Raw genomic sequence first — 25,930 nt, forward strand, 5'->3', positions numbered from 1 at the left:
CGTTCATTGATTCTTTTGTTTTCTGGAAATAAAAAGCTAGTTAGGTGGTTATTTATATGATAGAAATGACAGACGTCTATAAAACATATTCGAACGGCGTCGTTGCTATAAACGGAATCAACGTCAAAATAAAAGCTGGAGAATTTGTCTATGTAGTAGGCCCGAGTGGTGCGGGGAAATCTACTTTTATCAAAATGATGTATCGGGAAGAGTCTCCGACAACTGGAAATATCGTTGTAAATGGAGTGAGCTTGCCGAAGATTAGAAATACGAAGGTACCAATATTCCGTCGTAATATCGGCGTAGTGTTCCAAGATTTCAAGCTATTGCCAACTTTGACGGTTTACGAAAACGTTGCGTTTGCGATGGAAGTGATTGAGAAGACTCCTGATGAAATTAAAAAGCGGGTTATGGAAGTATTGGATCTTGTTGGCTTGAAGCACAAAGTACGGATGTTGCCTACTGAACTATCAGGTGGGGAACAACAGCGTGTTTCAATTGCCCGTTCAATCGTCAACTCGCCTAAAGTAGTGATTGCTGATGAACCAACAGGAAACCTTGACCCAGAAACATCATGGGAAATTATGAATATCTTCGAAGAAATAAATAAGAGTGGTACAACCATGGTTATGGCGACCCACAACAAAGACATTGTTAATAATATGAAACATCGTGTAATCGCCATAGAAAATGGGAAAATTGCCCGCGATGATATGCGAGGTGAATACGGATATGAAGCTTAATACATTGCAACGGCACTTTCGCGAAAGTGGTAAGAGTTTGCTCAGAAATGGCTGGATGACCTTTGCTTCTGTAAGTGCTGTAACGGTAACATTGCTTTTAGTTGGTGTGTTTTTAGTCATTATGATGAACTTGAACCATATCGCAACTAATGTAGAAAATGATGTTGAAATACGGGTACATATCGACCCGGCTGCAACTTTAGAAAATCAAAAAGCACTGGACGCGAAAATTAAGAAAATCGCCAAAGTCGATTCAGTCTTATATTCTCCAAAAGAAAAAGAGCTGACGAATATGATTGAAGGTATGGGGGAGAACGGCGAGGCCTTTAAATTATTTGAGCAAGATAATCCGCTTCGAGATGTATTGGTTGTGAAAACAAAGACTCCTCAAGATGTAAGCCAGGTTTCTAAGAAAATTGAAACCTTTGAATATGTTCAGACTGTCAAATATGGCAAAGAATATGTAGATAATTTATTCAATGTAGTAGATATTGCGCGAAATATTGGCGTCGTCTTGATTATCGGATTATTGTTTACGGCGATGTTCCTGATCTCTAATACTATTAAAATTACGATTATGGCAAGAAGAAAAGAAATTGAGATTATGAGATTAGTTGGCGCAACGAATAATTTTATCCGCTGGCCATTCTTCCTTGAAGGTTTATGGCTTGGTGCGTTGGGTTCCGTAATCCCAATTGGATTAATTGGAGTATTCTACTCGAATCTATTTAAATACGTTTCACCGAAAATTAACATTCCATTTTTCGAATTGCTACCATTAAGTCCATTTATTTATCAAATTTCAGCGATTCTTATTCTATTAGGTGGACTAATTGGAATTTGGGGCAGTTTGATGTCTGTGCGTAAGTTTTTAAAGGTATAAGAGGTTGTTCAAAAACTCGGGTAAAAATAGCTTGGAAATTGCATCAAAGCTCGTTAATGACCTTCTGTGTTGCACGCCATGACGCGCAACACAGAAGTCAGTACATACTGTGCAAGTCCGATTTTAACCTAATCTAATACGTACCAAAACAGAGAATCCTAGCTAAATAGAGCAGAAGATATCAAAGTCTAAGGGAGAGAAGAAAGGGGAACTGGGGAAGTGCATAGAAATAGAATCATCACGATGAGTGCAACGATCATACTAGGACTTGGGAGCCTTTTAGCTGTGCCAAGTGCGTATGCAGAATCATTGCAAGAAATGAAAGATAAGAAATCAACGATTCAGGAAAAACGTACGGATGTTCAATCGGATATTCATAAAACAGAATCTAAAATTAAACATTTAGAGTCTCAGCAGTTAACAGTTGAAGAACAGCTCGATCAGCTTGAAAAAGACATGACTGCAAATGAGAATAAAATAATAGAGAAGACGGCTGAAATTAACAAGACGAATGCTGAAATTGAATCATTAAAAGCAGAGATTGTCGTGTTGAAAGATCGAATTGCGAAACGAAATGAGCTTTTGAAGGAACGTGCGGTGTCTTATCAAGTGAGCGGCGGCAATTTGAACTATTTAGAAGTTCTTCTTGGTGCTTCAAGTTTCAGTGAATTTATTGATAGAGTGAGCGCTGTTGCTACAATCGTCGAAGCTGATCAGGATATTATTAAACAGCATGAGCAAGATAAAAAAAGTCTGGAAGAAGCACAATCCGCTGTTGAAAAGAAGAAATCCGATTTAGAAAAAATGCTAGCTGAATTGCAGGAAATTAAGCAACAGCTTCAAGTACAAAAGAAAAAGCAAGAAGTGTTATTAGCTGAACTTCATAAACAAAAAGAGCATGCAGAACATGATATGGTAGGACTTGAAGAAGAAGCGGTCAATCTTAAAGCCCAGGAAACGGCTATTGCACAAGCGATTCAGCTTGAACAAAAACGTCTTGCTGAAGCTGAAGCAGCGAGAAAGAAAGCGGCAGAGGCAGCCGCCGCAGCAGCTGCTGCTAAGGCAAAACAAGCTTCAAGTTCAGGTTCAAGTTCAACTTCAAGCTCAAGTTCAAATGAGGTCGTAAGTGCTCCAGCCGTTTCGTCTGGTACGTTTACTCGTCCAAGTGCGGGATATGTTTCATCTGGATTTGGCGGACGCTGGGGGAAATCACATAATGGGATTGATATTGCTGCAAGTGGTACAGTGCCTGTTATTGCAACGGCAGATGGAGTCGTAATACGAGCGTATAAGTCCAGCTCATACGGTAATGTAGTCATGGTTTCACATTCCATCAATGGTCAAACTTTCACAAGTGTATATGCACATCTAAACTCGATGAGTGTAAGTGCTGGACAAGTTGTTTCAAAAGGCCAGCAAGTTGGATATATGGGGAATACCGGTCACTCATATGGGCAACATCTTCATTTCGAACTACATAAGGGTGCTTGGAATGCAGCGAAATCGAATGCTGTGAATCCATTAAACTATGTTTCTATGTAATGCAATGAAAACTGAATAATGAAAGCCGAAACGAGGCTGTCCGATGACGAAAGGTCAGATCCCACATCTACTATATATCGTTTATATAGAGTGAGGTCAGACTATGTTGGGACAGCTTCGTTTTTTTCGTGCGCATATCTTGTCCTTTTTTTTCATAGATTGTGATATAACCTTTGTTATCCCGCTTTAACGGAAAGTAATACCCCCATCTCAAGGCTAAGAGGAATTGAAGAAGCTAAGTAGGGGATAACTGCCCGTAAAAGCCCGATTGGTTTAACTAACAATCAGTGGGGATGAAGAAAACCCCACAGATTGAAGTTTCACTTTATAGAAAGGGATTGGCTTATATGAAAATAAGGATAGCGAAGAAGTGGACGCTTCCTGTAACGATGGTAGCATCATTAACGATCGGGGCAGCTGGCGGAGGATATGTTGCAAATCCAAATAGCGGGGTTCATCAATATTTGTGGGGCAATAAAGAGGAACATCCAGGTGAGGAGCCGGCCGCGTACGGTAATACAGAGTGGGCAAAGGTAGAGCGAGCTTATGATTTAATTTATCAACGGTATGTAGAAGAAGTGGAAGATACACAATTGGTGGAAGGGGCAATACAGGGAATGCTTTCAACCTTAAAAGATCCGTATACCGTCTATATGGATAAGGAAACAGCAAAGCAATTCGATGATGCACTTGATTCGTCCTTTGACGGAATTGGAACTGAAATCGGTATGGAAGATCATAAACTCATCATTATTTCACCTTATAAAGATTCTCCTGCCGAAAAGGCTGGGTTGAAGCCGAGAGACCAGATCATTAGCATCGATGGTGATTCGATTGAAGGGATGAATCTTAATGAAGCACAGTTGAAAATACGTGGTAAAAAAGGGACTGTTGTAAATCTTGAAATTAAGCGCCAAGGTGTGACAAATCCAATCAAAATGGCGATCACTCGTGATGAAATTCCTCTTGATACCGTATTTTCAAGTGTGAAAAAAGAGAATGACAAAAAGATTGGCTATATCGAAATCACTTCTTTTTCCCAAAATACAGCGACTGATTTTAAAGAACAGTTAAAAGAGCTTGAGAAAGAAAAAATCAGAGCTTTAATCATAGATGTTCGTGGCAACCCGGGTGGTTTCTTGACAAGTGTGGAGAGTATTCTTGGTGAATTGCTGCCGAAAGACAAGCCATATTTGCAAATTGAATATCGTTCTGGACAAACAAAAGAAGTATTTAGTGGGAATGAAAAGAAAAAAGACTATCCAATTGCTATTTTGACCGATAAAGGCAGTGCATCAGCTTCAGAGATTTTGGCTGGTGCTATGCAAGAGGTTGGTGGATATCCGCTTATTGGCGAGACGACTTTCGGTAAAGGTACAGTGCAGCAGGCGATTCCAATGGGAGATGGTAGCAATATTAAAATTACCTTATATAAATGGCTGACGCCCAATGGCAATTGGATTCATCAAAAAGGAATCGCGCCGACAATCGAAGTCCATCAACCTTCCTATTTCAATGTTCATCCATTGACTGCTGAGAAGATATTGAAACGAGATATGAACAATGAACAAATAAAAAATGCACAAGAAATTCTAACTTCATTAGGGTATAGTACCGGTAGAGTGGATGGGTATTATGATGAAAAAACTGAAATAGCTGTCAGAGCGTTTCAAAATACAAATGACTTAACAGTGAGCGGTAATATTAATAGCAAAACAGCCGCAGCATTAGAGGAAGTCGTTGCAAAAAAGAAAAAAGATGAGAAAAATGATTTGCAGCTTCGTACAGCTTTAAAATTAATGGCAAGGCACCAATAATAACGGGTAGCCCGGCTTCGGCCGGGCTATTCTCTATGGAAAAGGGGCGGGGCTTCCTAAAATCAGCTCCACACCGCCACCTTCATAAGGTGATACAGTATATAGAACCTAAAGCTTGTTCATCGTTGGTGAAGGAGCAGGTGTTCATAGATGGTTGGTGTGGTAGGAAAATATATGGTACGAACTTATTATGGTTACAAGGCTGAATCTAAAAAAATATTGATAGGTTCATGATGACTTTTCTACGTATTCATAGGCAGGAAGGCGATATATTTGGTAGAATAGGAGAAAGTGTAAAAAAAATTACAAATCCTTTTTCTGTGGAAAAAGGGCGGGGCTTAGCAAAATCAGCTCCGCACCGCCACCTTCATGAGGTGATACAGTTTTTAGCATCTGAACCTTTTCCGTCGCATGAGTTGGGATCAGACGCTTCATGGATGTTTTTTTTATAAACATTTTGGGTCAGAAGCCGTTTTTAACATATTATCAAGGAAGATAGAAAGGGTGCGGGTATAGTGATAGTGGATTGGATAGCTGCTTGTTGGCAAGGGATTGGCCTGTTTTTTGTGCATCCTGTTTTTTATGTGTCGATCATTCTTAGCCTGTTCGTCGGCTACCTTCGGGTGAAAAAGGAAAGACATGATTTTACGATTCGAATTAATGGTCTATTTCAGGAGCTTCGTCAGCTATTGCCTTTAGGGATTTGTATAGGTGTAGTTCTTTCTATTTTAACGATGGGCTCTGGTGTCGTTATTCCGTTTGCTGCCATTGCTTTAATGAGCGCATTTACGATTTTGTTGTCATTGACGTTTCAGATACGCTTGCTTTCGCCAGCATATATCGTTGGTCTTTCCTTCTTGGCGATTGTTTTTCTGGCAGGAAGAAAAGTAGACATACCTATGCTTTCAGCAGGTTTTCAAAATCTAGACAAGGCTGTGTATCCAGGTTTAGCTGTATTACTCGGTTTGCTGTTATTGGCTGAAGGAATATTGATTAGTAATGGTGGTAGTAAACGACCATCTCCCAATTTGGTCGTATCGAAGCGTGGTCAAGTAGTTGGTACATATAAAGCGAGAAAAATTTGGTTGCTACCGTTATTTATTCTTGTTCCAGGAGGCGAGTTAGCAGCACCGATTGACTGGTATCCTGTGTTTACGGTGGGCGAGCTTCATTTTACTCCGCTTGCGATTCCAATGCTAATCGGGTTTGCCAAAACCGTCCAAGGAAGCCTGCCGCAAAAGGCAATACGAACAGAAGGAAGAAAAGTTACTTTCCTTGCTGTCATTGTCACAACGCTTGCCGTATGGGGTAACTGGTACCCATACCTTTCTATTGGGGCAGTTGTTCTTGCAATGCTGGGTCGTGAATGGATTCACTATTTTTCCAAGATGCAAGATCGTAAGCTTCCGTTCTACTTCTCCCAAAGTAAGCTCGGTGTCAAAATTCTTGGCGTGATTCCACATACTCCAGCGGATAAAATGGGCTTGGAAATGGGCGACATCATTTCGAAAATGAATGGATTACAAGTGAGCAATGAACATGAATTTTACAGGGCATTACAAAAAAACCGCGCACATTGTAAGATGGAAGTTATCGGCCATAACGGGCAAATTCGTTTCGTTCAACGTGCCCTTTTTGAAGGTGAGCACCACGAGTTAGGGATTCTTTTTATTGAAGAAGGACGAAAAGACCGTAGCCGGGTGGTTTAGATTTGAATTATGAACAAAAACCAGCTATTTCAGCGTAATGAATAGCTGGTTTTTTCGTGATCAGCACGGTGAAAAATCAAATTAGTGATTGGAACAAGCGACACTATATATGATCTAATAGAGGACGCCCCATAAATAAAAGGTAGCATAGGCTTTGCCACGTGGCTGATAAATCAATATTCTACTAAAAATTTTTCTGCTCCCTCATAACTCCCTGTACCCTGCAGTAGTTCTTTCATCAGTTTTCCTTCTGCAATTGTAATCCTCCATTCCGTATAAATATGTAGTTTAAGTTGTAACACGAAAATTACATAACTTATTTCACTATCTTGCTTTTACATTCTTAAAATCATAAGTTCCGTTTTAATGATGGGTATAATGGAAAGAGAGGTGAGGGAAATGACAAACAGAATCCATGATAGCCTTCAGGACGATCATCATTTGAAAGTTGAGGAATCTATGACAGCTGAAAAATGGCAGGCCATTATCGACAATGATGCAACATACAATGATCAATTTTTCTATGCAGTGAAGACGACTGGAATATTCTGTAGACCGTCATGCAAATCACGCGTTCCTAAAAAAGAAAATGTCTGTATTTTTCAGAATGCTGAGCAAGCACTACGGGCAAATTTTCGACCGTGTAAACGATGTAAACCAACTGGGGAGCGATTGCCAGATAGCGAATGGGTCGCTCTAATTACAGAATACATTGAAAAGAATTATATGGAAAAGCTGACTCTCGAAACGCTAGCTGATATGAGCCATGGGAGCCCTTATCATATGCATCGCACTTTTAAAAAGGTGAAAGGGATCACACCAATAGAATTTATCCAACAAATCAGGATAAACCAGGCAGAAAAGTATTTGCTCCATTCAGATCGAACGATTGCTGATATCGCAATGTCTGTAGGGATGCCGAACACGCCCTATTTTATAACATTATTTAAAAAGAAAACCGGACATACACCGAAAGAATATCGCAAATTAGCGAATAAGGTACATAAATCGGAGGGGATGTAAAATGGCAATAAAAAATAAAACGACGATTTATTGGACATTGCTGAAAGACAAGGATTGGAGTATTTATCTGGCTGCAACTTCGAAGGGACTTGTGTTTGTAGGCTCACAGAATCGGCCGTTTGAGGAATTATCCGTTTGGGCAGAGCGACGTTTTCCGGGAAGTTCTCTTGTTGAAGATGAAGAAAAGCTTCAACCATACTCGGCTGAACTAATCGAATATTTTGAAGGGAAAAGGAAGAGCTTTACTATTCCATTTGATTATAACGGAACTGAATTTCAGCTTGCTGTGTGGAACGCACTCTGTGAGATTCCGTATGGGCAAACAAAATCCTACTCTGACATCGCGAATTATATCGAGAGACCAGCCGCTGTTCGAGCGGTGGGAGCAGCTATTGGAGCAAATCCCGTGTTAATTACGGTCCCATGTCATCGTGTAGTAGGCAAGAACGGATCGCTGACAGGCTATCGAGGTGGTTTGGAAATGAAAACTCAGCTTCTAGATATGGAACGTCAAGGTTCAGCCGACAATGAATGATGATCGTTATGATTAAAGCAGGGGGACTATCATGAAAAGTGAATTTTTCAACATCATTTGTAAAGGCTGTTTTCACATACTTTGTTGCTTTTCAATCATTTTTACACTAATAACCCGGGGTGATTTCCGTTGCAGGTACTCGCTTTCCGCGGGCGGTCTCGGAAGCCTCCTCAGTGCTTTGCACTTGCGGGGTCTCCCTCAACACGCTTTTCCCGCAGGAGTCTCGCACCTTCCACTACAATCAACATCTGTTCGAATTGGTTTCTTGCTAAAACCAACAAACTTTACGAAAAGAGCCTTTGTAAAAGACGAAATTTTAGATGTCATTCCACAGCAACCATTATATAATGAACAAAAAAGGAGGTGCTAAATTGTGGATTTAACTCAAGTGAATTATCTCGCGGTACTCATAACAACAATGATTACAATGGTACTGGGATTTTTGTGGTATTCACCCGTTTTATTTGGAAATACGTGGCTGAATCAAATTGGACTGAAAAAAGAGGAAATGTCAGGGGGGAGCCCGCTCACATATATCCTGACAGCATTAACTGCTTTAGTAGGATCCTTCGTACTAGCCTTGCTATTAACAATGATGAAAGAAACAACAATGATGTCGGGAATGATTGTTGGGTTGCTAATAGGGGTTAGTATCTCTGTGAAAATCGGCATGAATTTCTTGTTCGAGAGTAGAACAATCGGTCTATATTTCATTACGATTGGATACCATCTTGTGACGTACCTCATTGCTGGCATCATCATTGGTGCGATGCAATAACTTGTAGGAAAAGTTGAAAAAACGCCATTGCCCTCAAGCCACTACATAGACGAATATAAAAAATGAGCAGAGGATAAGGGTTTTTATGTGAAATCCTCGATCCTCTATGCAAATTAGAGGGGGGTGTCTCCTAAAGCAAAGGGATAGACCTCACACCAACCAAAGACAGTACAAGGTATATGAAACACTACATACCAATTTAAAGTACGAGATCAGATCCTTATGGGAGAGGCTTATACCATTTCTTCTAAGTAATAGCCTTTATTTTTAATGGATTTAATAGTGTAGTGATGGCCAACTTTCTTACGTACTCGATAAATCAATGAGGAGATTTCTTCATCCGTTACGAGAGAATCTGACGCGATGTTACGCTCAGGCCAAACGGTCTGGATAATTTCTTCCTTTGTCGCAATGTTGCCGATATGATTAAATAAAAGCTTAAAGCAGGTAAATTCTTTATGAGCCATTTTAATCAACTCTTTTTTTATTTGGAGTGTTTGCATCGAATCATTGAGCACCGTTTTACCCGTGTTCGTTCGTTCCCCAACATAAAATTCTATCGTATCGTCATTATTTTTTTCAATCTGGAATTCAATCAGCCCACTAATTAACGTGAGTGAATCGCCTTCCTTGAATTGATATGATTTAAAGGGAGTTAATTTTTGACCATTTAATTCGGTACCGTGCTTGCTTTGCAAGTCCTCGATAAAAATTAAGCCATTTTGCAAGTAAATTTTACAATGTCGTCGAGAAACCAGCTTATTAAAAATAGGAAAGTCGATTTTTTCCTGGTTATTTGAGCGACCAACTATCATCTCACTATTTCCTTGCAAGTATTTAAAATTTGCAATTGTTTCCATTCCGATGGATTTTAATAAAACTTTGTATGATTGACTATTCACCAACGATCCCTCCTAATAAGATATCGGAAGCTCATTGAACGAGCATACTCCATCTTATTTTCTTAAAGAAAACAGAATATTCTATAAAATGTTAGAAAAATGTGATGTTTGTTACATGGTGCTCAGAAGCTCACCTATGTATAATTAAATAAATTATATTATAGTAGATTACAACTTTCTTTGAAAGGTCGTTAAGATAGAAATTTGAAAGGAATCGATTCATATGGCGTTAAAATTTCTTAGTGAAGTAAGTGGTTTAATTTTAATATGTAGCACAATCTTTTACATTTTAGTCCCGCAACCAATCACGACAATTATCTTCGCTGTAACGTGTATTCTATTTCTAACTGCAACCGTTTTTTCTAAAAATTAAACTTGGAGATTGTGTACATGATGGGAATGGAAGCGAAAAAAGGATTAAGGATTATGTTTATCGTTATTTGTTTTCTTTTGACGTTTTTATTAGTGAGACTTGCCTTTATGCAATTGATTTTGGACAAAGAACATTATGATAGATTAAGATTTTCAGAAATTGAATCTACTAGTAGTTTCGATAAATAGTCTGAGAATATTAGGAAAAGTGGTCAATCAATTTTTGAGGTAAAACCATCATTTGAATAAGTTATGATCTAACAGTTTGTAGGTGATCTGCAGGCTGTTTTTTATTTGGCCGTTAAATGAAAGGAATTAAGCACTTGCAACTTTGTGAAACAAATATTTGGATAATGAAACACAAAAATTGATTTTTTTAACAATTGGTATTGTCAAAGTGTAAATATTATCATATAGTGTGTATATAGATATAAACACTATTACACTTAGAGAGAGGAAGGGTTCTATTATGAGTCATTCAAAACAGGCTTTATGGCTCGCTTGGTTTGAAATAAAAAAGTCGATTGGAAAAGTCATCTTGCTAATGATTTTCATGTTTCTCCCATTTACAGCATTCTTGATTACCTCTTTGCACGACTACTTGGAAAAAAATATCGTGATGTTTGATTATATCTTTTTACTTGCATTTGCATTAGCCGCTGCCTGGGTACGACCAAAAGGGTTTCAACTAGATAAATTGACTGACGGAATGTATGGCTCCCCATTCTTTGTATTTTTGAATCAACTGCCTATTCAGAAGGATGTTTTAGTGAAAAGTAGATTTATTGTTTATTTTGTCTACTCTGTTCCATTCCAGCTTCTATTGCTTGTATTGCTTTATTCCTTCTCACCAGAACTAAGAGCATTTATGCCATGGTACTCGTATCTAGTGTTTTCAATTATTTGGCTGAGCTTTAATGCATATTGGGGTCTTGTTTATCCTGTAGCAGACGCAGGGGAAAAAGCAACCACTACCACCGTTGCGTTTTCGAGTATTTTGTTAGTCATAGTAGGTATGTTTGTTCCACTCATTATTGCAGTGTATACAAATTACGGAATTGTGGGTTGGACGATGTTTGCAGCAAAGCGGTGGCCAATCATTTCGTCCGCACTTTCCATAATTGCTGCACTTTATGGTCTGTCTTATTGGAAACATTCTATGAAAAAGAAAATAGATCGTAACGATTATTTCAATTAACTTGTTACAACAGGAAGGAGGAACACGATGGAGCTTCCGATTCGACTTTCTAAAGAATCACGTGTGCCGATTTATCATCAAATTGAAGCACAAATCAAAACACTTATTACGAGCGGACATCTGGCTGCAGGCTCATCATTGCCTTCCATTCGTGCACTCTCAAAAGATCTTGAAATCAGTGTTATTACGATAAGACGTGCCTATCAAGATCTTGAATACCAGGGTTTCATCAAAACCGTTCAAGGAAAAGGGACATTTGTTGCAGAGGTTGCGGAATCGATGAAAGAGAAGATTAAAGTTTCTGTGGTATATGAAGCCATAGCAAACGGAGTGGAAACTGCACTTCAACATGAATATAGCTTCGAAGAAATTGAAGGGATTTTTCAACAAATCCTTTCAATGAAAAAAAACAAGAAGAAGGAGGAATAGAAGATGCAACCATGGTTGGAAATGAAGGGGTTGAAGAAGAAGATTGATGACTTTCAACTTGGACCGATAGATTTGACCGTTCAACCAGGAACAATTACAGCCCTTGTTGGGAATAATGGAGCAGGGAAAAGTACACTTTTGAAGACCATGATGAACTTAGTAAAACCTGAAGAGGGGGTAATCCATCTTTTTGGAAAAGAGTTTGATCAATATGAAGATCATTGGAATCAGCGTATTGCTTATCAGCCCCAGTCGCTAATTGGGTGTAATGCGTTCAATGGAAAAGAGTTGATGACGTTCATCTCAAAGTGGTATCCGAAATGGGATCAGAACTTATTTATGCATCTTGTTGATTTGTTTGATATTCCAATAATGAAACGGTACGTTAAGCTGTCACCTGGTGTAAGACAGAAACTTAATCTTGCCCTATCCCTATCAAGGGATACCGAGGTTATGGTCCTAGATGAACCGACTGCTCAAATGGATATACCGGCTAAACAAATGCTGATGGACGTGTTAGTTGAATGGATGGAACGGGAAGACAAAGCCTTAATTATTGCCACCCACCAAGTGGAGGACATTCGTAAACTCGCAGACTATGTGGTCATTATGAAGAACGGGAAGATGATCGGACAATTTTTAAAAGAAGAACTAACGACACAATACAAGCGCTACTGGATGGAACAGCCGCTCTCATTTGAATCTGTACCAGGAGAAATTACTCGAAAAGGTGATCGATTGATTACAACTAGTCGTTCTAACGAAGCGGAGCGTTATTTTTTACAAGAAAAACTGGCATGGATTGAATCCGAGTCAATGGAGCTAGAAGAAATTATTACTGTATTGCTGGGAGATCATGGGGAACGTAAACGGCCATTTTGATCGTTCGGAAAAAATACAACACCTCAAGAAAGACTAAAATGGTTGAGATTGTAGGAAAGATTGAGAAAGACCTTCCGTGTCAGGAAGGTCTTTTCTCGTGAATAAAATAATTAAGCTTGCTTCACAGCTTGAATGTCAAAGTTTAATGTGATTTGGTCGCCAACAAGTACGCCACCAGTTTCAAGGGCAGTATTCCAAGTTAAGCCGTAATCACTGCGTTTCACTTTACCAGATCCGCTAAATCCTGCTTTATCATTGCCCCATGGATCTTTTGCTTCACCTTCAAATGTAACTTGGAATGTTTCTTCGCGAGTAACGCCGTGCAATGATACATCTCCGATAAGTTCATATTCATTATCCCCAGTTTTGGTGATTTTTTTCGATATAACCGTTAATGTTGGATATGTTTCAACATCAAAAAAGTCAGCAGAACGAAGGTGATTATCACGGTCTTCGCTTCGTGTATCAACACTTGCAACATCGACTGTGAATGTGATATTTGCCGTTGTTAAATCGGCTGGATCAGCTTCGATTGCTGCATCGAATTGATTAAAAGAACCTTTCACTTTAGAAATCATCATATGTTTAACAGAGAATGCTACTTCACTATGGCTTACGTCAATTGTCCACTTCGTTTTTGTCATGATAAAATTCCTCCCCAATATATTATCGTGAAATTATATACTTTTAATTCGAGATAACTTAATACAAGATAAATTATAAATTCAAATTATTGGATTGTCAATGGGATTTACAAAAAACTTACAAATCCTTCAAATTAAATATTTACTATGAAAATAAAAAAGGGTTTTTATAAAAATATCATAACTTGGAATTATTTACTGGTAAAAGGGGAAGGTAGATAGTAGTTCATTTTTGAGGAGGAAGAGTGTGGGAAACAATCAATCAAATGATCCAAATCAAACGGAAGATGTCTTAACGAATCGTCAAGGGCACCTAGTAACGAATAATCAAAGTATGAGAACGGTTGGCAATCGTGGACCGACGACATTAGAAAATTATGATTTCATTGAGAAAATAAGCCACTTTGACAGGGAGCGAATTCCAGAACGGGTCGTACATGGTCGTGGTGCCGGTGCTCATGGCTATTTTGAAGCATATGGAAAAGCGGGAGATGAACCTGTTTCGAAGTATACTCGAGCTAAGCTTTTCCAAGAGGCAGGAAAACAAACGCCTGTTTTTGTTCGCTTTTCTACAGTGATCCATGGAACACATTCTCCGGAAACATTACGTGACCCACGCGGTTTTGCGGTGAAGTTTTATACCGAAGATGGCAATTGGGATTTGGTTGGGAATAATTTGAAAATCTTCTTTATTCGTGATGCGATTAAATTTCCCGATATGATTCATGCTTTTAAGCCAGATCCAATTACGAATATACAGGATAATGAACGATTTTTTGATTTTTGCTGTAATTCACCAGAATCCTTTCACATGGTCACCTTCGTCTTCTCACCTTGGGGGATTCCAGCGAATTATCGCATGATGCAAGGGTCAGGGGTTAATACGTATAAGTGGGTGAACAGTGAGGGTGAAGCTGTTCTTGTCAAATACCATTGGGAACCTAAACAAGGGATAAAAAATTTAACGCAAAAAGAAGCAGAAGAAATTCAAGCGAAGAACTTCAACCACGCTACCCAGGACTTGTATGAGGCAATTGAAAACGGTGAATATCCTGAATGGGAGCTGCTTGTCCAAGTGATGAGCGATGACGATCATCCTGAATTGGATTTTGATCCGTTAGATGATACGAAGTTATGGCCTGAAGACCAGTTCCCGTGGCTTGCGGTTGGGAAAATGGTGCTGAACAAAAATCCAGAAGATTATTTTACTGAAGTAGAGCAGGCCGCATTTGGAACAGGTGTCTTGGTAGATGGTCTTGATTTTTCGGACGATAAGATGCTTCAGGGCAGAACATTCTCCTACTCTGATACGCAGCGTCATCGTGTCGGCGCTAACTATTTACAGCTGCCCATTAATGCACCTAAGAAAAGGGTAGCGACAAATCAACGCGGTGGTCAAATGCAATATCGAGTGGATCTAGGTGGAAATCAGAACCCGCATATCAATTACGAACCTTCCCTTCTTGGCGGCTTGAAAGAAGCGAAGCAAGAAGGCAAAGAATATACCCCTTATATTGAAGGGAAATTAGTGAGAGAATCCATTGATCGCCAAAACAATACGAAACAAGCCGGTGAAACGTATCGCATGTTTGAGGACTGGGAGAAGGATGAACTAATCTCTAACCTTGTTTCAGGACTTGCACCAGTAGACAGTCGAATCCAAGCCAAAATGATTGCATTGGCGGAAGAAGCAGATGAAGAATACGGCCGCCGTCTACGAGAAGGCTTGGCAAATGCGCCAAAAGGTGGATCGAGTCAAAAGCCTCTTGGCAATAAAGATGGAGAAAAGGCTCCCGAACAAGCAATTGAAAAGGGACATGACGCAGAGCCTTACTAATGCGGACAGACTAAGACATATTGTTCAAGGTTCATCCCCATTAACGGACAGTAACCCTTACTGATTGATTCACTTTATAGTTTTGCCTACATCTAGTTTTGAACTGAATCTCTTAAGGGTCAGACTGTGCACTTTAAATCAGTATGTTGTGTTTTATACACGTAACTTTACTGTATTTAGTTGTTGCAGTGTCTGACCCTTTCTTTTGGAGCACTCCTTTTTTTAATTTTTGGCTATGTTGAAGCGCGTTGTTGATTGGAACGAACGCCATACGTTCCAATCAACAGGCAAGTTTTACAGAGTCTAATTTGTAAATATCATTTATTTGCAATGAATCCCGCATGAATGGGCAGTGCAACTCCACTTCAAGGTTTAGGGGAATCGAAGAAGCATAGGTGGGGGGATGAAGAAAACCCCACTGGTTGAAGTTTCATTTTATCAAGCGGTTTAAATCGTAAACAAATGGATTTTATCTGATAAATGAATTAAACTGAAACTACTTAATTAGTAAATGGGCTTTGCTGTAAATTACAGTGGACTGTAAGGAGATGGAAGAATGGTTAAGTTTTTATCTGCTCTAATCGTTCCCGGCTTACTTGTTATCTTATTTTCAAGAGTGACGTTTAATCGTTATGTCGGACTTGCATTGACGGTTGCATTAATTGCAGCATCGGCATATAAAGGTTACACACATACATGGATTTTAATTATCATAGATGCGTTTTCATTAACAGTCGGTTTTTGGTATTCAACGAAAATGTTAAAACGAATATAGCATGAAGGAAGAATAGTATACTGCAATCTTCAATATTATTTCTATTATTCTATCTACATAAACACATGGTGCAAATCGAGCCATGTGTTTTTTGTAATGGCTAATCTTTCTGATAGCAGAGCTTTTAGTTGACTACATTTACATTTTCCTTTTTGTATGAAGACATGGGGACGGGGCTGCGCGACTTATTAATATAGCCTATCTACTACACTTATGCATACTTTTTTAAGAAAATCCGGATCCGCACCGCCACCATTGTGATTAGGCGAGTGTAGCGTGCTATAGGATGAATCCTAAATGATGAATATTGGAATTTAAGCGCCGTATTCGTTTTGTATTGTCGAAAATCTGTCGAATGAACGTTCGCTTATTATTGGTTTCTTCGTTGTCCTTTGTGGTAGAATGTGTATAGAATGCTTCAATAAAGGGCTATAAATAGATATGAATGTTTTAGACAAAAGCCTAACGGTGAAAGTAGATAAATCCATTATAGACAAGAAATATTTATCCCGCTTTAACGGGCAGTAAACCCCCACCCAAGGCTTAGAGGAATCGAGGAAGCTTAGGTGGGGGATAACTGCCCGTAAAAGCCCGATTGGTTCAAAGACAATCAGTGGGGGATGAAGAAAACGCCCACTGATTGAAGTTTCACTTTATAGAATGGAGGATTGCTTAGTGAAGGATCAATTTGAGATAGTCTCCAATTATTCGCCACAAGGAGATCAGCCTGCTGCCATTAAGGAATTAGTAGAAGGAATTGAAAGTGAGAAACGGTATCAGACATTGCTAGGGGCAACTGGAACGGGAAAAACATTTACCATTTCAAATGTCATTAAAGAAGTTAATAAGCCAACATTAGTCATTGCTCATAACAAGACGCTTGCAGGGCAATTGTATAGTGAGTTCAAGGAATTTTTCCCGAATAACGCTGTCGGCTATTTTGTTAGTTACTATGATTACTATCAACCAGAAGCCTATGTTCCATCTACGGATACATATATTGAAAAAGATGCGAGCATTAATGATGAAATTGACAAACTGCGTCACTCGGCTACATCTGCGCTATTTGAACGTCAAGACGTCATTATTATCGCTAGTGTCTCATGTATTTTCGGTCTCGGTTCTCCAGAAGAATATCGAGAAATGGTTGTCTCCCTCCGCACGGGTATGGAGATTGATCGAAATAAACTGCTACATAAATTAGTAGATATTCAATATGAACGAAATGATATAGACTTCCACCGTGGGACTTTCCGAGTACGGGGGGATGTGGTTGAGATATTCCCAGCTTCTCGTGATGAACACTGTGTTCGTGTGGAGTTTTTTGGTGATGAAATCGATCGAATACGGGAAGTGGATGCGTTAACGGGAGAAATTACGGCTGAACGGGATCATATTGCGATATTCCCAGCTTCCCATTTCGTTACACGTGAAGAGAAAATGAAGGTAGCGATTGATAATATAGAGAAAGAACTAGAAGAATGGTTAGTCGTGCTGCGCAATGAAGATAAACTGTTAGAAGCTCAACGCCTGGAACAGCGTACAAGGTATGATCTGGAAATGATGCGTGAAATGGGATTTTGTTCAGGGATTGAGAACTATTCTAGACATTTAACATTGAAGCCTCCTGGGGCAACACCTTATACATTGATTGACTATTTCCCTAAGGATTTTCTACTTGTTATTGATGAATCACATGTTACTTTGCCGCAAATCCGCGGAATGTATAACGGAGATCAGGCGAGGAAGCAAGTGCTGGTGGATCATGGTTTCAGGATGCCTTCTGCCAAGGATAACAGACCGCTTCGATTCGAAGAGTTTGAGGAGAAAGTCCATCAAGCCGTTTTTGTATCCGCTACGCCGGGACCGTTTGAATTGGAACATACACCTGAAATGGTCGAGCAAATTATTAGACCGACTGGTTTATTAGACCCGAATATTGAAGTGAGACCAATTGAGGGTCAAATTGATGACTTAATCGGTGAAATTCAGGATCGAATCAAACGAAACGAGCGCGTACTTATCACAACTTTGACGAAAAAAATGTCTGAAGATTTAACGGATTATTTAAAAGAAATTGGAATTAAGATTCAGTACCTCCATTCTGAGGTAAAGACTTTAGAACGAATTGAAATTATTCGTGAACTACGAATGGGCAAATATGATGTACTAGTCGGAATTAACTTGTTACGAGAAGGTCTCGACATTCCTGAAGTATCATTGGTTGCGATATTGGATGCCGATAAAGAAGGATTCTTGCGTTCTGAGCGTTCGCTTATCCAAACGATTGGCCGTGCCGCTCGGAATTCCAATGGTCATGTAATTATGTATGCGGATCGCATAACGAATTCGATGGAATTGGCCATTAGTGAAACTAAGCGGCGCCGAGAAATTCAAGAGCAGTATAATAAAGAACATAATATTACTCCAAAAACTATTCAAAAAGAGGTTCGTGGTTCCATTCGCGTGACTCATGCAGCAGAAGATACGGAGACATATGATGTAGCACCTAGTTTCACTAAAATGACGAAACAGGAGCGAGAGCAACTAATTATGAACACGGAGAAGGAAATGAAAGAAGCAGCTAAAGCCCTCGATTTCGAACGGGCAGCACAGCTTCGTGATCTTTTAATCGAGCTGAAAGTGGAAGGGTGACAAGACAATGGCATTGGAAAAAATCACGGTTATTGGCGCTAGAGCCAATAACCTAAAGAATATTGACGTCACAATCCCCAGAGACAAGCTTGTCGTCCTTACGGGATTGTCGGGATCAGGGAAGTCATCGCTTGCATTTGATACGATATATGCGGAAGGGCAACGGCGCTATGTTGAGTCGCTTTCTGCTTACGCCAGACAATTTTTAGGACAAATGGATAAGCCAGATGTGGATTCAATTGAAGGCCTTTCACCGGCCATATCAATCGATCAGAAAACTACAAGCCGTAATCCGCGTTCAACAGTTGGAACTGTAACGGAAATCTACGATTATTTACGTTTACTTTACGCACGAATCGGTAGACCAACATGTCCTAATCACGGCATTGAAATATCCTCACAAACGATTGAACAAATGGTGGACCGGATTTTAGAATACCCTGAACGGACAAAAATGCAAGTCCTTGCGCCCGTTGTCTCAGGAAGAAAAGGGACACACACCAAAGTGTTGGAAGATATTAAAAAGCAAGGATATGTCAGAGTTCGCGTAGATGGCGAGATTTTAGACGTAGGGGAAGACATCATTCTTGAAAAAAATAAGAAACACTCGATTGAGGTCATTATCGACCGTATCGTTATTAAAGATGGGATAGCAGCGCGCCTTGCAGACTCAATGGAAAGTGCTTTAAAGCTAGGTGACGGAAAAGTATTGATAGATATTAATGGGGAAGAGGAGCTTTTGTTTAGTGAACATCATGCTTGCCCTTATTGTGGGTTCTCCGTAGAAGAACTGGAGCCGCGCATGTTTTCTTTTAACAGCCCATTCGGTGCCTGTCCAGATTGCGACGGCCTTGGTACGAAACTTGAAGTCGATCAACAGCTCGTCATTCCAAATGATGAATTAACGTTAAACCAAAATGCGCTTGCGCCTTGGGAATCGACTAGTTCGCAATATTATCCCCAACTATTGAAAGCTATAGCTGATCATTATGGAATTGATATGGATATTCCAGTTAAAGACCTATCGACAGGTTTGTTGGATAAGATTTTATATGGTTCTGGAAAAGAAAAAATTTACTTCCGTTATGAAAATGACTACGGTAGATTGCACGAAAGCTATATCGCTTTCGAAGGTGTATTGAATAACGTGGAACGTCGCTTTAAAGAAACTAGTTCAGACTATGTCCGTGATCAGATGGAAAAGTATATGGCTCAACATGCTTGTCCAACTTGTAAAGGCCAAAGACTGAAGAAGGAAAGCCTATCTGTTCTCATCCAAAACAAAACGATTAGTGAAACAACTGCTTATTCGATTGAAGAGGCCGTCCAGTTTTTCGAACATCTGGATTTATCAGAAAAAGAACAAGCAATTGCTCAATTAATTTTGCGTGAAATTCAAGAGCGGTTAGGTTTTCTTGCCAATGTTGGCTTGGAATATTTAACTTTAAGCAGAGCGGCAGGAACGCTATCTGGTGGGGAGGCTCAGCGAATCAGGCTAGCCACTCAGATTGGCTCCCGTTTAACGGGTGTTCTATATATTTTGGATGAACCATCAATCGGTCTCCATCAAAGAGACAATGATCGTCTTATTGAAACACTGAAGAATATGCGTGAAATTGGCAATACGCTGATCGTAGTTGAACATGACGAAGATACGATGCTTGCTGCAGATTATTTGATTGATGTAGGACCAGGAGCAGGAGCACACGGAGGGAAAATTGTTTCTGCAGGTACGCCACAGGAAGTCATGAATGATCCTGATTCATTAACTGGGCAGTATTTGTCAGGGAAAAAATTTATTCCGTTACCACTAGAACGTCGTAAAAGTGATGGTCGTTATATTGAAATCAAAGGAGCGAAAGAAAATAATCTCAAAAATGTGAATGTGAAATTTCCTCTTGGTACATTTACAGCTGTTACTGGTGTCTCGGGTTCTGGGAAAAGTACGTTAGTTAATGAGATTCTACATAAATCATTAGCGCAAAAACTGAACCGTGCAAAAGCTCGCCCGGGTTCTTTTCGGGAAATCAAAGGTGTTGATCATCTTGATAAGGTCATCGATATTGATCAGTCACCAATTGGAAGAACGCCGCGTTCAAACCCCGCTACATATACAGGGGCATTTGATGATATTCGGGATGTGTTTGCCACAACGAATGAAGCGAAAATTCGCGGCTATAAAAAAGGTCGTTTTAGTTTTAATGTCAAAGGTGGTCGCTGTGAAGCTTGTCGTGGCGATGGAATCATTAAAATTGAAATGCATTTCTTACCTGATGTGTACGTGCCTTGTGAAGTGTGTCATGGAAAGCGGTATAATCGTGAAACATTGGAAGTGAAATATAAAGGCAAAAATATTGCTGATATTCTAGAGTTGACGGTAGAAGAAGCGGTTGAATTTTTTGAGAATATCCCAAAAATCAATAGAAAACTCCAAACAATTCAAGATGTTGGCTTAGGTTATATTAAACTTGGTCAGCCAGCAACCACACTTTCCGGTGGAGAAGCACAGCGGGTAAAGTTAGCTTCTGAACTTCATCGTCGTTCAAATGGCCGTTCCTTCTATATTCTTGATGAACCAACAACGGGTCTTCATGTTGATGATATTGCAAGGCTTCTTGAAGTCCTTCAGCGCCTCGTTGAAAACGGTGATACTGTTCTTGTCATCGAACATAATCTAGATGTCATTAAATCCGCTGATTATTTGGTCGACCTTGGTCCTGAGGGTGGAGATAAAGGCGGAACGATTATCGCAACAGGTACACCTGAACAAATCGCTGAGGCAGAAGGGTCCTATACAGGAAAATATCTAAAACCTATTCTTGAAAGAGACCGTATCAGAATGGAAAAGAGAATCAAAGAAAAAGAGCATGAACATGTATAAGGATGTCCGATAAAGTGAAACTTCAATCAGTGGGGATTTTCCACTGATTGTTAGTCCCGTTCTACTGTCGCTAAGATCTTCGCTTCCGCTAAGATCAATCGACAGTACGAACCCGATTGGTTCAACTAAACCGCTGAAGAACCCAGCGGTAAGTTTCACTGTATCTCACCAATCGGGCTTTTACGGGCAGTTGACCCCCACTTGGGTGGGGGTCAACTGCCCGTTAATGCGGGATAATGCAAGGGTCAGACTGAGCAACTACCACATACAGTTAAAATGAAGTGAAAGTAACACAAAAACTGTATAGTGAGTGCTAGGTCAGACCCTTTTGGGGTATCGTTGAATCATAATAAGAAGAATTTTGTAGAATAGCGCTTAATCAAATGATTGATTAAATGGAGTGTGGAAATGTAGTCTCTAATGACATCTGATGTGAAATTAGATGTTTTTTATGTCGTTTGAAATTGTCGAATGTATAGTAGAGGTTTCGGAAATGTTTGAAGTCTTGTTTTTTGTCCTTAATCAAACGATTGATTAAAATGGAGGAGACAAAGTATTGCAAGGGATATATGAGGTATAAATTGGTGAATATTTTGACGGTCTGAAAGGATGAGCTTTGCAGAAATTTGCGATAACGCGGCTTAATCAAACGATTGATTAAAATGGATGCAAACCTGCATTTCTATGGACATACTGCGTTAGATTCGCTGATTATTATGTCGTTTGAAATTATTGGAGTTAAATTTTGTAAGTGATGAAACTTTCATGAATAGTAGGCGTATTAATAAGTAAGTGTGCTTTTATTTTTTTGGACTCAAAATACTAACTCATTGCTTCCATAATATTCATAATAAAAGAGAAAATCGAGAAAACCCTGTGAAAAAAATAGATTGAAATTGGAGGGAAAAGGAATGAATGAAGAAAAAAAGCGAATTCTACAAATGGTTCAAGATGGGAAACTATCTACGGATGAAGCTTTAAAGATTTTAGAAGAACTAGATCAGGCGAGTAAAGAATCGGAGAAGAAAGAACAAGTACTAGTCAATGAATTATCGACAGTTGTTCTTGATAAAGAAGGTGCCGATAAACAACAAGATTATTTTAATAAAAAAATCAGCTCTTCCAAAGAGAAAATCTTTGATTTCGTAGAGAGTGCCGTGAAAAAAATCAAAGAATCGGATTTTGATCTCAATTTTGGTACTTCGCATGAGATTTCACATATTTTTACCCATGATCAAACGCCCCTTAAAGAAATTGAGATAGATATTGCAAATGGGAAGACGAGAGTAATCCCGTGGTCGAATAATGAAATTAGAATTGAATGTCAAGCGAAGGTTTATCGTGGCGCGATGCAGGATGAAGCAAGAGAAGCGCTATTAAAAGAAGTACATTTTTTAGTAGAAGATGAAAAATTACGTTTCCATTTATTGCAGAAATTTATAAAAGCGGATGTCACTTTGTACATCCCTAATAAAGAGTATGAAGAAGTGTATATCCGTATGTTTAACGGTTCTATCTCTGGAGAGTCTTTAAAAGCAGATCATTTTAAAGTGAAGACTGCCAATGGAAAAATAGCCATTGAAGACGTGACAGGAAAAAAACTAAATGCTGAAACGGGAAATGGGAATATATCGATTCGCCAAGCAACTATAGAAAAAATCGAAACAGAAACATTAAATGGTTCGATACATGTAGATGGAATCTATAAAAATCTTGATGCTCAATCATTTTCTGGTCAAGTGACTTGCCGTGTGGATGAACAAAATTGTGAGTATATTTCAGCCAAAACAGTGACTGGAAAGCTTGATGTAATCTTGCCTACAGGAATGTCAGTAGAAGGTGAGTTGAAATCGAATCTTGGTAACTTCAATGTAAACTTAGATGGCATTCAAATTATTGAAGAGAAAAATGATGTCATTCAAAAAGTGTTGAGATTTAAGACGACAAAGGATGTTGTTCCAGTTCTACACTTGTTTGCTGATACGAAAACTGGTGGCATTTCAGTATCGTAAAGATTTATCCAGCATTAACTGCCCGTAAAAACAAACCCGATTGGAACTTGCCTCTTGTGGTTTTCAAAGGCAAATTTGCGCCCATAGAATGTGGGCTGCAGACGAAGACATGAGGATGCGGCGTACTTAGTCTTTGATTTGTTGGATCTTAGCAACACTAACAATCAGTGGGGATGAAGAACACTGAAGATTGAAGTTTCACTTTATTATGGTTAAAAAGGGAACAAGAGGATGTCCCAAGGGTAGGCCACGCGCTATATACACTGTTCAAAGTGGTACTTACGCTTATTTGAACTGTATATGTCGCTAAGGGTCAACCCTTTTCAATAAGGGACATCCTCTTTGTATTTTTGTAATTGAGTGATTTTACAAAAGCTTTGTTTGGATATTAGTAGAAAAATGCTAAAATAAAGATTACCTTTATAAGAGAAATAATTTAACTCCAAGGGAGGCTAACAATATGGCAAAAGTACGTGTGAAAGATTTGATAGATACATTCAATCTTGAATTAGTCAGTGGAGAAGAGGGGATTAATCGTCCTATTATAACAAGTGACCTTTCTCGGCCTGGTTTAGAAATTGCAGGTTTTTTTGATTTTTATCCCGCAGAGAGAATACAGCTACTTGGAATGACAGAGATGTCTTTCTTTGAAAAGCTAAGTGCGCCTGAAAGAACGAGCAGAATGGAAAACCTATGTCGGGATATTACACCTGGAATTATTATTAGCCGTGCGCATGAGGTTCCAGAAGAGTTAATTATTGCGTCTGAACAACAGTCGGTCCCGGTGATGCGGTCCAGTATGAAAACTACCCGGCTATTTAGTCACTTAACTAATTTTCTGGAAAGTAAACTTGCTCCGACAACAGCTGTCCATGGGGTATTGATAGATATTTATGGAGTCGGCGTGATGATCACTGGAAAAAGTGGAGTTGGTAAAAGTGAGACCGCGCTTGAGCTAGTAAAACGAGGCCATCGTTTAGTTGCGGATGATTGTGTGGAGATTCGTCAGGAAGATCAGGATACCCTAGTTGGTAATGCTCCTGAACTGATTGAGCATTTATTGGAAATTCGCGGACTGGGTATTATTAATGTGATGACCTTGTTTGGAGCAGGTGCCGTAAGAAGCAATAAGAAAATTTCACTCGTTATCAATCTAGAGCTATGGGAAAAAAATAAGCAATATGATCGGGTTGGTCTTGATGAGGAAAAAGTGAAAATCATTGATACTGAAGTGACGAAATTAACGGTTCCTGTACGACCAGGAAGAAACTTAGCAGTTATTATAGAGGTGGCTGCGATGAACTTCCGTTTGAAAAGAATGGGCGTCAATGCAGCGGAAATCTTCTCAAGCCGGTTGAACAATACTATTTCTGGGGGCGGGCACGAAGAATTTTAAGTGATCCTTCATCCAAGTAAGGGTTATTCGATGAAATCAGTAATTTTAATGAAAATTTCTTAGAATAGAAAAGAGGGAATGTGATGGAGCAAGATATACAGCCGTTAAATCCTATTGCTTTTGATTTAGGTTTTCTGGAAGTGCATTGGTATGGAATCATTATCGGAGTTGGTGTTCTTCTAGGTTTGTTTATTGCCACTAAGGAAGCGGACAGAAGAGGAATTGGTAAGGAAACTTTTGTCGATATGATCCTGTTTGCTGTTCCAATAGCGATTATTAGTGCTCGAATTTATTATGTCATTTTTCAATGGGATTATTATTCGCAAAATCCGGGCCAAATCATTCAAATTTGGAACGGTGGAATCGCTATTCACGGTGCAATTATCGGTGCAGTTTTAACCGCTATTGTTTTTTCGAAAGTTAGAAAACTATCGTTTTGGAAGCTTGTAGATGTAGCTGCTCCTAGCCTTTTATTAGGGCAAGCTATTGGGCGTTGGGGGAATTTTATGAATCAGGAAGCGCATGGCGGTGAAGTGACGCGTGCCTTTTTAGAAAATCTCCATCTACCTAATTTTATTATTAATCAAATGTACATAGAGGGGACTTATTATCATCCGACATTTTTATATGAGTCGCTTTGGAACTTATTGGGTGTAGCGTTATTACTAATCTTAAGAAGGTCGAATTTGCGCAGAGGAGAGATCTTTTTAAGCTATGTCATTTGGTATTCAGTCGGCCGATATTTCATTGAAGGCTTGCGGACGGACAGCTTAATGTTGACAGAAACACTACGAATTGCTCAAGTTATTTCCATTGTATTAATTGTAGTGGCGATCGTTCTTTGGGTTTACAGAAGGGTTCGGGGCTACTCCGATAAAAAATACTTAGAGGCATAATGAGCGAATTGGGGGTGAGGA

General features: G+C 39.3%; 21 protein-coding genes. 19 read left to right on the top strand and 2 right to left on the bottom strand.

Annotation, left to right across the window (positions count from 1 at the left end; genetic code table 11):
- Positions 1–56 precede the first annotated feature (56 nt).
- The 8 genes from ftsE to HNP81_RS09955 all read left to right on the top strand — a co-directional run bounded on the left by ftsE (position 57) and on the right by HNP81_RS09955 (position 9,030).
- Complete coding sequence (gene ftsE, locus HNP81_RS09920; protein ID WP_028393560.1) at positions 57–743, top strand: cell division ATP-binding protein FtsE; 687 nt, start codon at positions 57–59, stop codon at positions 741–743.
- Positions 733–1,626, top strand: coding sequence for a permease-like cell division protein FtsX (gene ftsX, locus HNP81_RS09925; RefSeq protein WP_182502536.1), 894 nt, complete (start codon positions 733–735; stop codon positions 1,624–1,626). Before ftsE ends, ftsX begins: the two co-directional genes overlap by 11 nt.
- A gap of 219 nt (positions 1,627–1,845) precedes the next feature.
- Positions 1,846–3,168 (top strand): murein hydrolase activator EnvC family protein, encoded by a 1,323-nt coding sequence (locus HNP81_RS09930; protein WP_312859666.1) that lies wholly within the window; start codon positions 1,846–1,848, stop codon positions 3,166–3,168.
- A 347-nt stretch (positions 3,169–3,515) separates the two neighbouring features.
- Positions 3,516–4,985, top strand: a complete 1,470-nt coding sequence (locus HNP81_RS09935; protein WP_246399306.1) for a S41 family peptidase — start codon at positions 3,516–3,518, stop codon at positions 4,983–4,985.
- 515 nt (positions 4,986–5,500) lie between these two features.
- A complete protein-coding gene (locus HNP81_RS09940) occupies positions 5,501–6,694 on the top strand; it encodes a PDZ domain-containing protein (RefSeq protein ID WP_182502537.1) in 1,194 nt (397 codons plus the stop codon).
- 399 nt (positions 6,695–7,093) lie between these two features.
- A complete protein-coding gene (locus HNP81_RS09945) occupies positions 7,094–7,717 on the top strand; it encodes a bifunctional transcriptional activator/DNA repair enzyme AdaA (RefSeq protein WP_182502538.1) in 624 nt (207 codons plus the stop codon).
- Position 7,718: 1 nt separating this feature from the next.
- Positions 7,719–8,252, top strand: a complete 534-nt coding sequence (locus HNP81_RS09950) for a methylated-DNA--[protein]-cysteine S-methyltransferase (RefSeq protein ID WP_182502539.1) — start codon at positions 7,719–7,721, stop codon at positions 8,250–8,252.
- Between the two features lie 373 nt (positions 8,253–8,625).
- On the top strand, positions 8,626–9,030 hold the full coding sequence (locus tag HNP81_RS09955; protein ID WP_028393568.1) for a DUF1761 domain-containing protein: 405 nt from the start codon (positions 8,626–8,628) through the stop codon (positions 9,028–9,030).
- Between the two features lie 233 nt (positions 9,031–9,263).
- On the opposite strand, the gene HNP81_RS09960 is transcribed toward HNP81_RS09955, so the two are convergent.
- On the bottom strand, positions 9,264–9,932 hold the full coding sequence (locus tag HNP81_RS09960; protein ID WP_182502540.1) for an FHA domain-containing protein: 669 nt from the start codon (positions 9,930–9,932) through the stop codon (positions 9,264–9,266).
- A gap of 390 nt (positions 9,933–10,322) precedes the next feature.
- Between HNP81_RS09960 and HNP81_RS09965 the strand changes: the two genes are divergently transcribed.
- The 4 genes from HNP81_RS09965 (at position 10,323) to HNP81_RS09980 (ending at position 12,813) form a co-directional block, all read left to right on the top strand.
- Entirely contained in the window at positions 10,323–10,493 is a 171-nt protein-coding gene (locus HNP81_RS09965) for a hypothetical protein (protein WP_161632359.1), read from the top strand.
- A 280-nt stretch (positions 10,494–10,773) separates the two neighbouring features.
- Positions 10,774–11,502 (top strand): hypothetical protein, encoded by a 729-nt coding sequence (locus HNP81_RS09970; protein ID WP_182502541.1) that lies wholly within the window; start codon positions 10,774–10,776, stop codon positions 11,500–11,502.
- A 27-nt stretch (positions 11,503–11,529) separates the two neighbouring features.
- Positions 11,530–11,931, top strand: coding sequence for a GntR family transcriptional regulator (locus tag HNP81_RS09975; protein ID WP_182502542.1), 402 nt, complete (start codon positions 11,530–11,532; stop codon positions 11,929–11,931).
- A gap of 3 nt (positions 11,932–11,934) precedes the next feature.
- Positions 11,935–12,813 (top strand): ATP-binding cassette domain-containing protein, encoded by an 879-nt coding sequence (locus tag HNP81_RS09980; protein ID WP_182502543.1) that lies wholly within the window; start codon positions 11,935–11,937, stop codon positions 12,811–12,813.
- Between the two features lie 110 nt (positions 12,814–12,923).
- Here the strand turns inward: HNP81_RS09980 and HNP81_RS09985 are convergent, their stop codons facing one another.
- Positions 12,924–13,457, bottom strand: a complete 534-nt coding sequence (locus tag HNP81_RS09985) for a YceI family protein (protein ID WP_182502544.1) — start codon at positions 13,455–13,457, stop codon at positions 12,924–12,926.
- Positions 13,458–13,704: 247 nt separating this feature from the next.
- On the opposite strand from HNP81_RS09985, the gene HNP81_RS09990 reads away from it, so the two are divergent.
- From HNP81_RS09990 to lgt, 7 genes are all read left to right on the top strand, one after another.
- Positions 13,705–15,294, top strand: a complete 1,590-nt coding sequence (locus tag HNP81_RS09990) for a catalase (RefSeq protein WP_312859667.1) — start codon at positions 13,705–13,707, stop codon at positions 15,292–15,294.
- 556 nt (positions 15,295–15,850) lie between these two features.
- A complete protein-coding gene (locus HNP81_RS09995) occupies positions 15,851–16,069 on the top strand; it encodes a CsbA family protein (RefSeq protein ID WP_028393574.1) in 219 nt (72 codons plus the stop codon).
- 675 nt (positions 16,070–16,744) lie between these two features.
- Positions 16,745–18,724 (top strand): excinuclease ABC subunit UvrB, encoded by a 1,980-nt coding sequence (gene uvrB / locus HNP81_RS10000; protein ID WP_182502545.1) that lies wholly within the window; start codon positions 16,745–16,747, stop codon positions 18,722–18,724.
- A gap of 7 nt (positions 18,725–18,731) precedes the next feature.
- Positions 18,732–21,605, top strand: coding sequence for an excinuclease ABC subunit UvrA (gene uvrA, locus HNP81_RS10005; RefSeq protein WP_028393576.1), 2,874 nt, complete (start codon positions 18,732–18,734; stop codon positions 21,603–21,605).
- Between the two features lie 911 nt (positions 21,606–22,516).
- Complete coding sequence (locus tag HNP81_RS10010) at positions 22,517–23,617, top strand: DUF4097 family beta strand repeat-containing protein (RefSeq protein ID WP_182502546.1); 1,101 nt, start codon at positions 22,517–22,519, stop codon at positions 23,615–23,617.
- 460 nt (positions 23,618–24,077) lie between these two features.
- Entirely contained in the window at positions 24,078–25,013 is a 936-nt protein-coding gene (gene hprK, locus HNP81_RS10015; protein ID WP_028393578.1) for an HPr(Ser) kinase/phosphatase, read from the top strand.
- 83 nt (positions 25,014–25,096) lie between these two features.
- Positions 25,097–25,909 (top strand): prolipoprotein diacylglyceryl transferase, encoded by an 813-nt coding sequence (gene lgt, locus HNP81_RS10020; protein ID WP_182502547.1) that lies wholly within the window; start codon positions 25,097–25,099, stop codon positions 25,907–25,909.
- The last annotated feature ends 21 nt before the right edge of the window (positions 25,910–25,930 follow it).

The sequence above is a fragment of the Peribacillus huizhouensis genome (assembly GCF_014138605.1).
Taxonomy (GTDB): domain Bacteria; phylum Bacillota; class Bacilli; order Bacillales; family DSM-1321; genus Peribacillus; species Peribacillus huizhouensis.

Excerpts from the sequence above, each read along its gene's own strand:
- ftsX (WP_182502536.1), top strand. The coding sequence starts at position 733 with ATGAAGCTTAATACATTGCAACGGCACTTTCGCGAAAGTGGTAAGAGT.
- HNP81_RS09965 (WP_161632359.1), top strand. The coding sequence starts at position 10,323 with ATGATGGGAATGGAAGCGAAAAAAGGATTAAGGATTATGTTTATCGTT.
- HNP81_RS09980 (WP_182502543.1), top strand. The coding sequence starts at position 11,935 with ATGCAACCATGGTTGGAAATGAAGGGGTTGAAGAAGAAGATTGATGAC.
- HNP81_RS09950 (WP_182502539.1), top strand. The coding sequence starts at position 7,719 with ATGGCAATAAAAAATAAAACGACGATTTATTGGACATTGCTGAAAGAC.
- HNP81_RS09970 (WP_182502541.1), top strand. The coding sequence starts at position 10,774 with ATGAGTCATTCAAAACAGGCTTTATGGCTCGCTTGGTTTGAAATAAAA.
- HNP81_RS09995 (WP_028393574.1), top strand. The coding sequence starts at position 15,851 with ATGGTTAAGTTTTTATCTGCTCTAATCGTTCCCGGCTTACTTGTTATC.
- HNP81_RS09935 (WP_246399306.1), top strand. The coding sequence starts at position 3,516 with ATGAAAATAAGGATAGCGAAGAAGTGGACGCTTCCTGTAACGATGGTA.
- HNP81_RS09945 (WP_182502538.1), top strand. The coding sequence starts at position 7,094 with ATGACAAACAGAATCCATGATAGCCTTCAGGACGATCATCATTTGAAA.
- HNP81_RS10010 (WP_182502546.1), top strand. The coding sequence starts at position 22,517 with ATGAATGAAGAAAAAAAGCGAATTCTACAAATGGTTCAAGATGGGAAA.
- hprK (WP_028393578.1), top strand. The coding sequence starts at position 24,078 with ATGGCAAAAGTACGTGTGAAAGATTTGATAGATACATTCAATCTTGAA.
- HNP81_RS09985 (WP_182502544.1), bottom strand. The coding sequence starts at position 13,457 with ATGACAAAAACGAAGTGGACAATTGACGTAAGCCATAGTGAAGTAGCA.
- HNP81_RS09975 (WP_182502542.1), top strand. The coding sequence starts at position 11,530 with ATGGAGCTTCCGATTCGACTTTCTAAAGAATCACGTGTGCCGATTTAT.
- ftsE (WP_028393560.1), top strand. The coding sequence starts at position 57 with ATGATAGAAATGACAGACGTCTATAAAACATATTCGAACGGCGTCGTT.
- uvrA (WP_028393576.1), top strand. The coding sequence starts at position 18,732 with ATGGCATTGGAAAAAATCACGGTTATTGGCGCTAGAGCCAATAACCTA.
- lgt (WP_182502547.1), top strand. The coding sequence starts at position 25,097 with ATGGAGCAAGATATACAGCCGTTAAATCCTATTGCTTTTGATTTAGGT.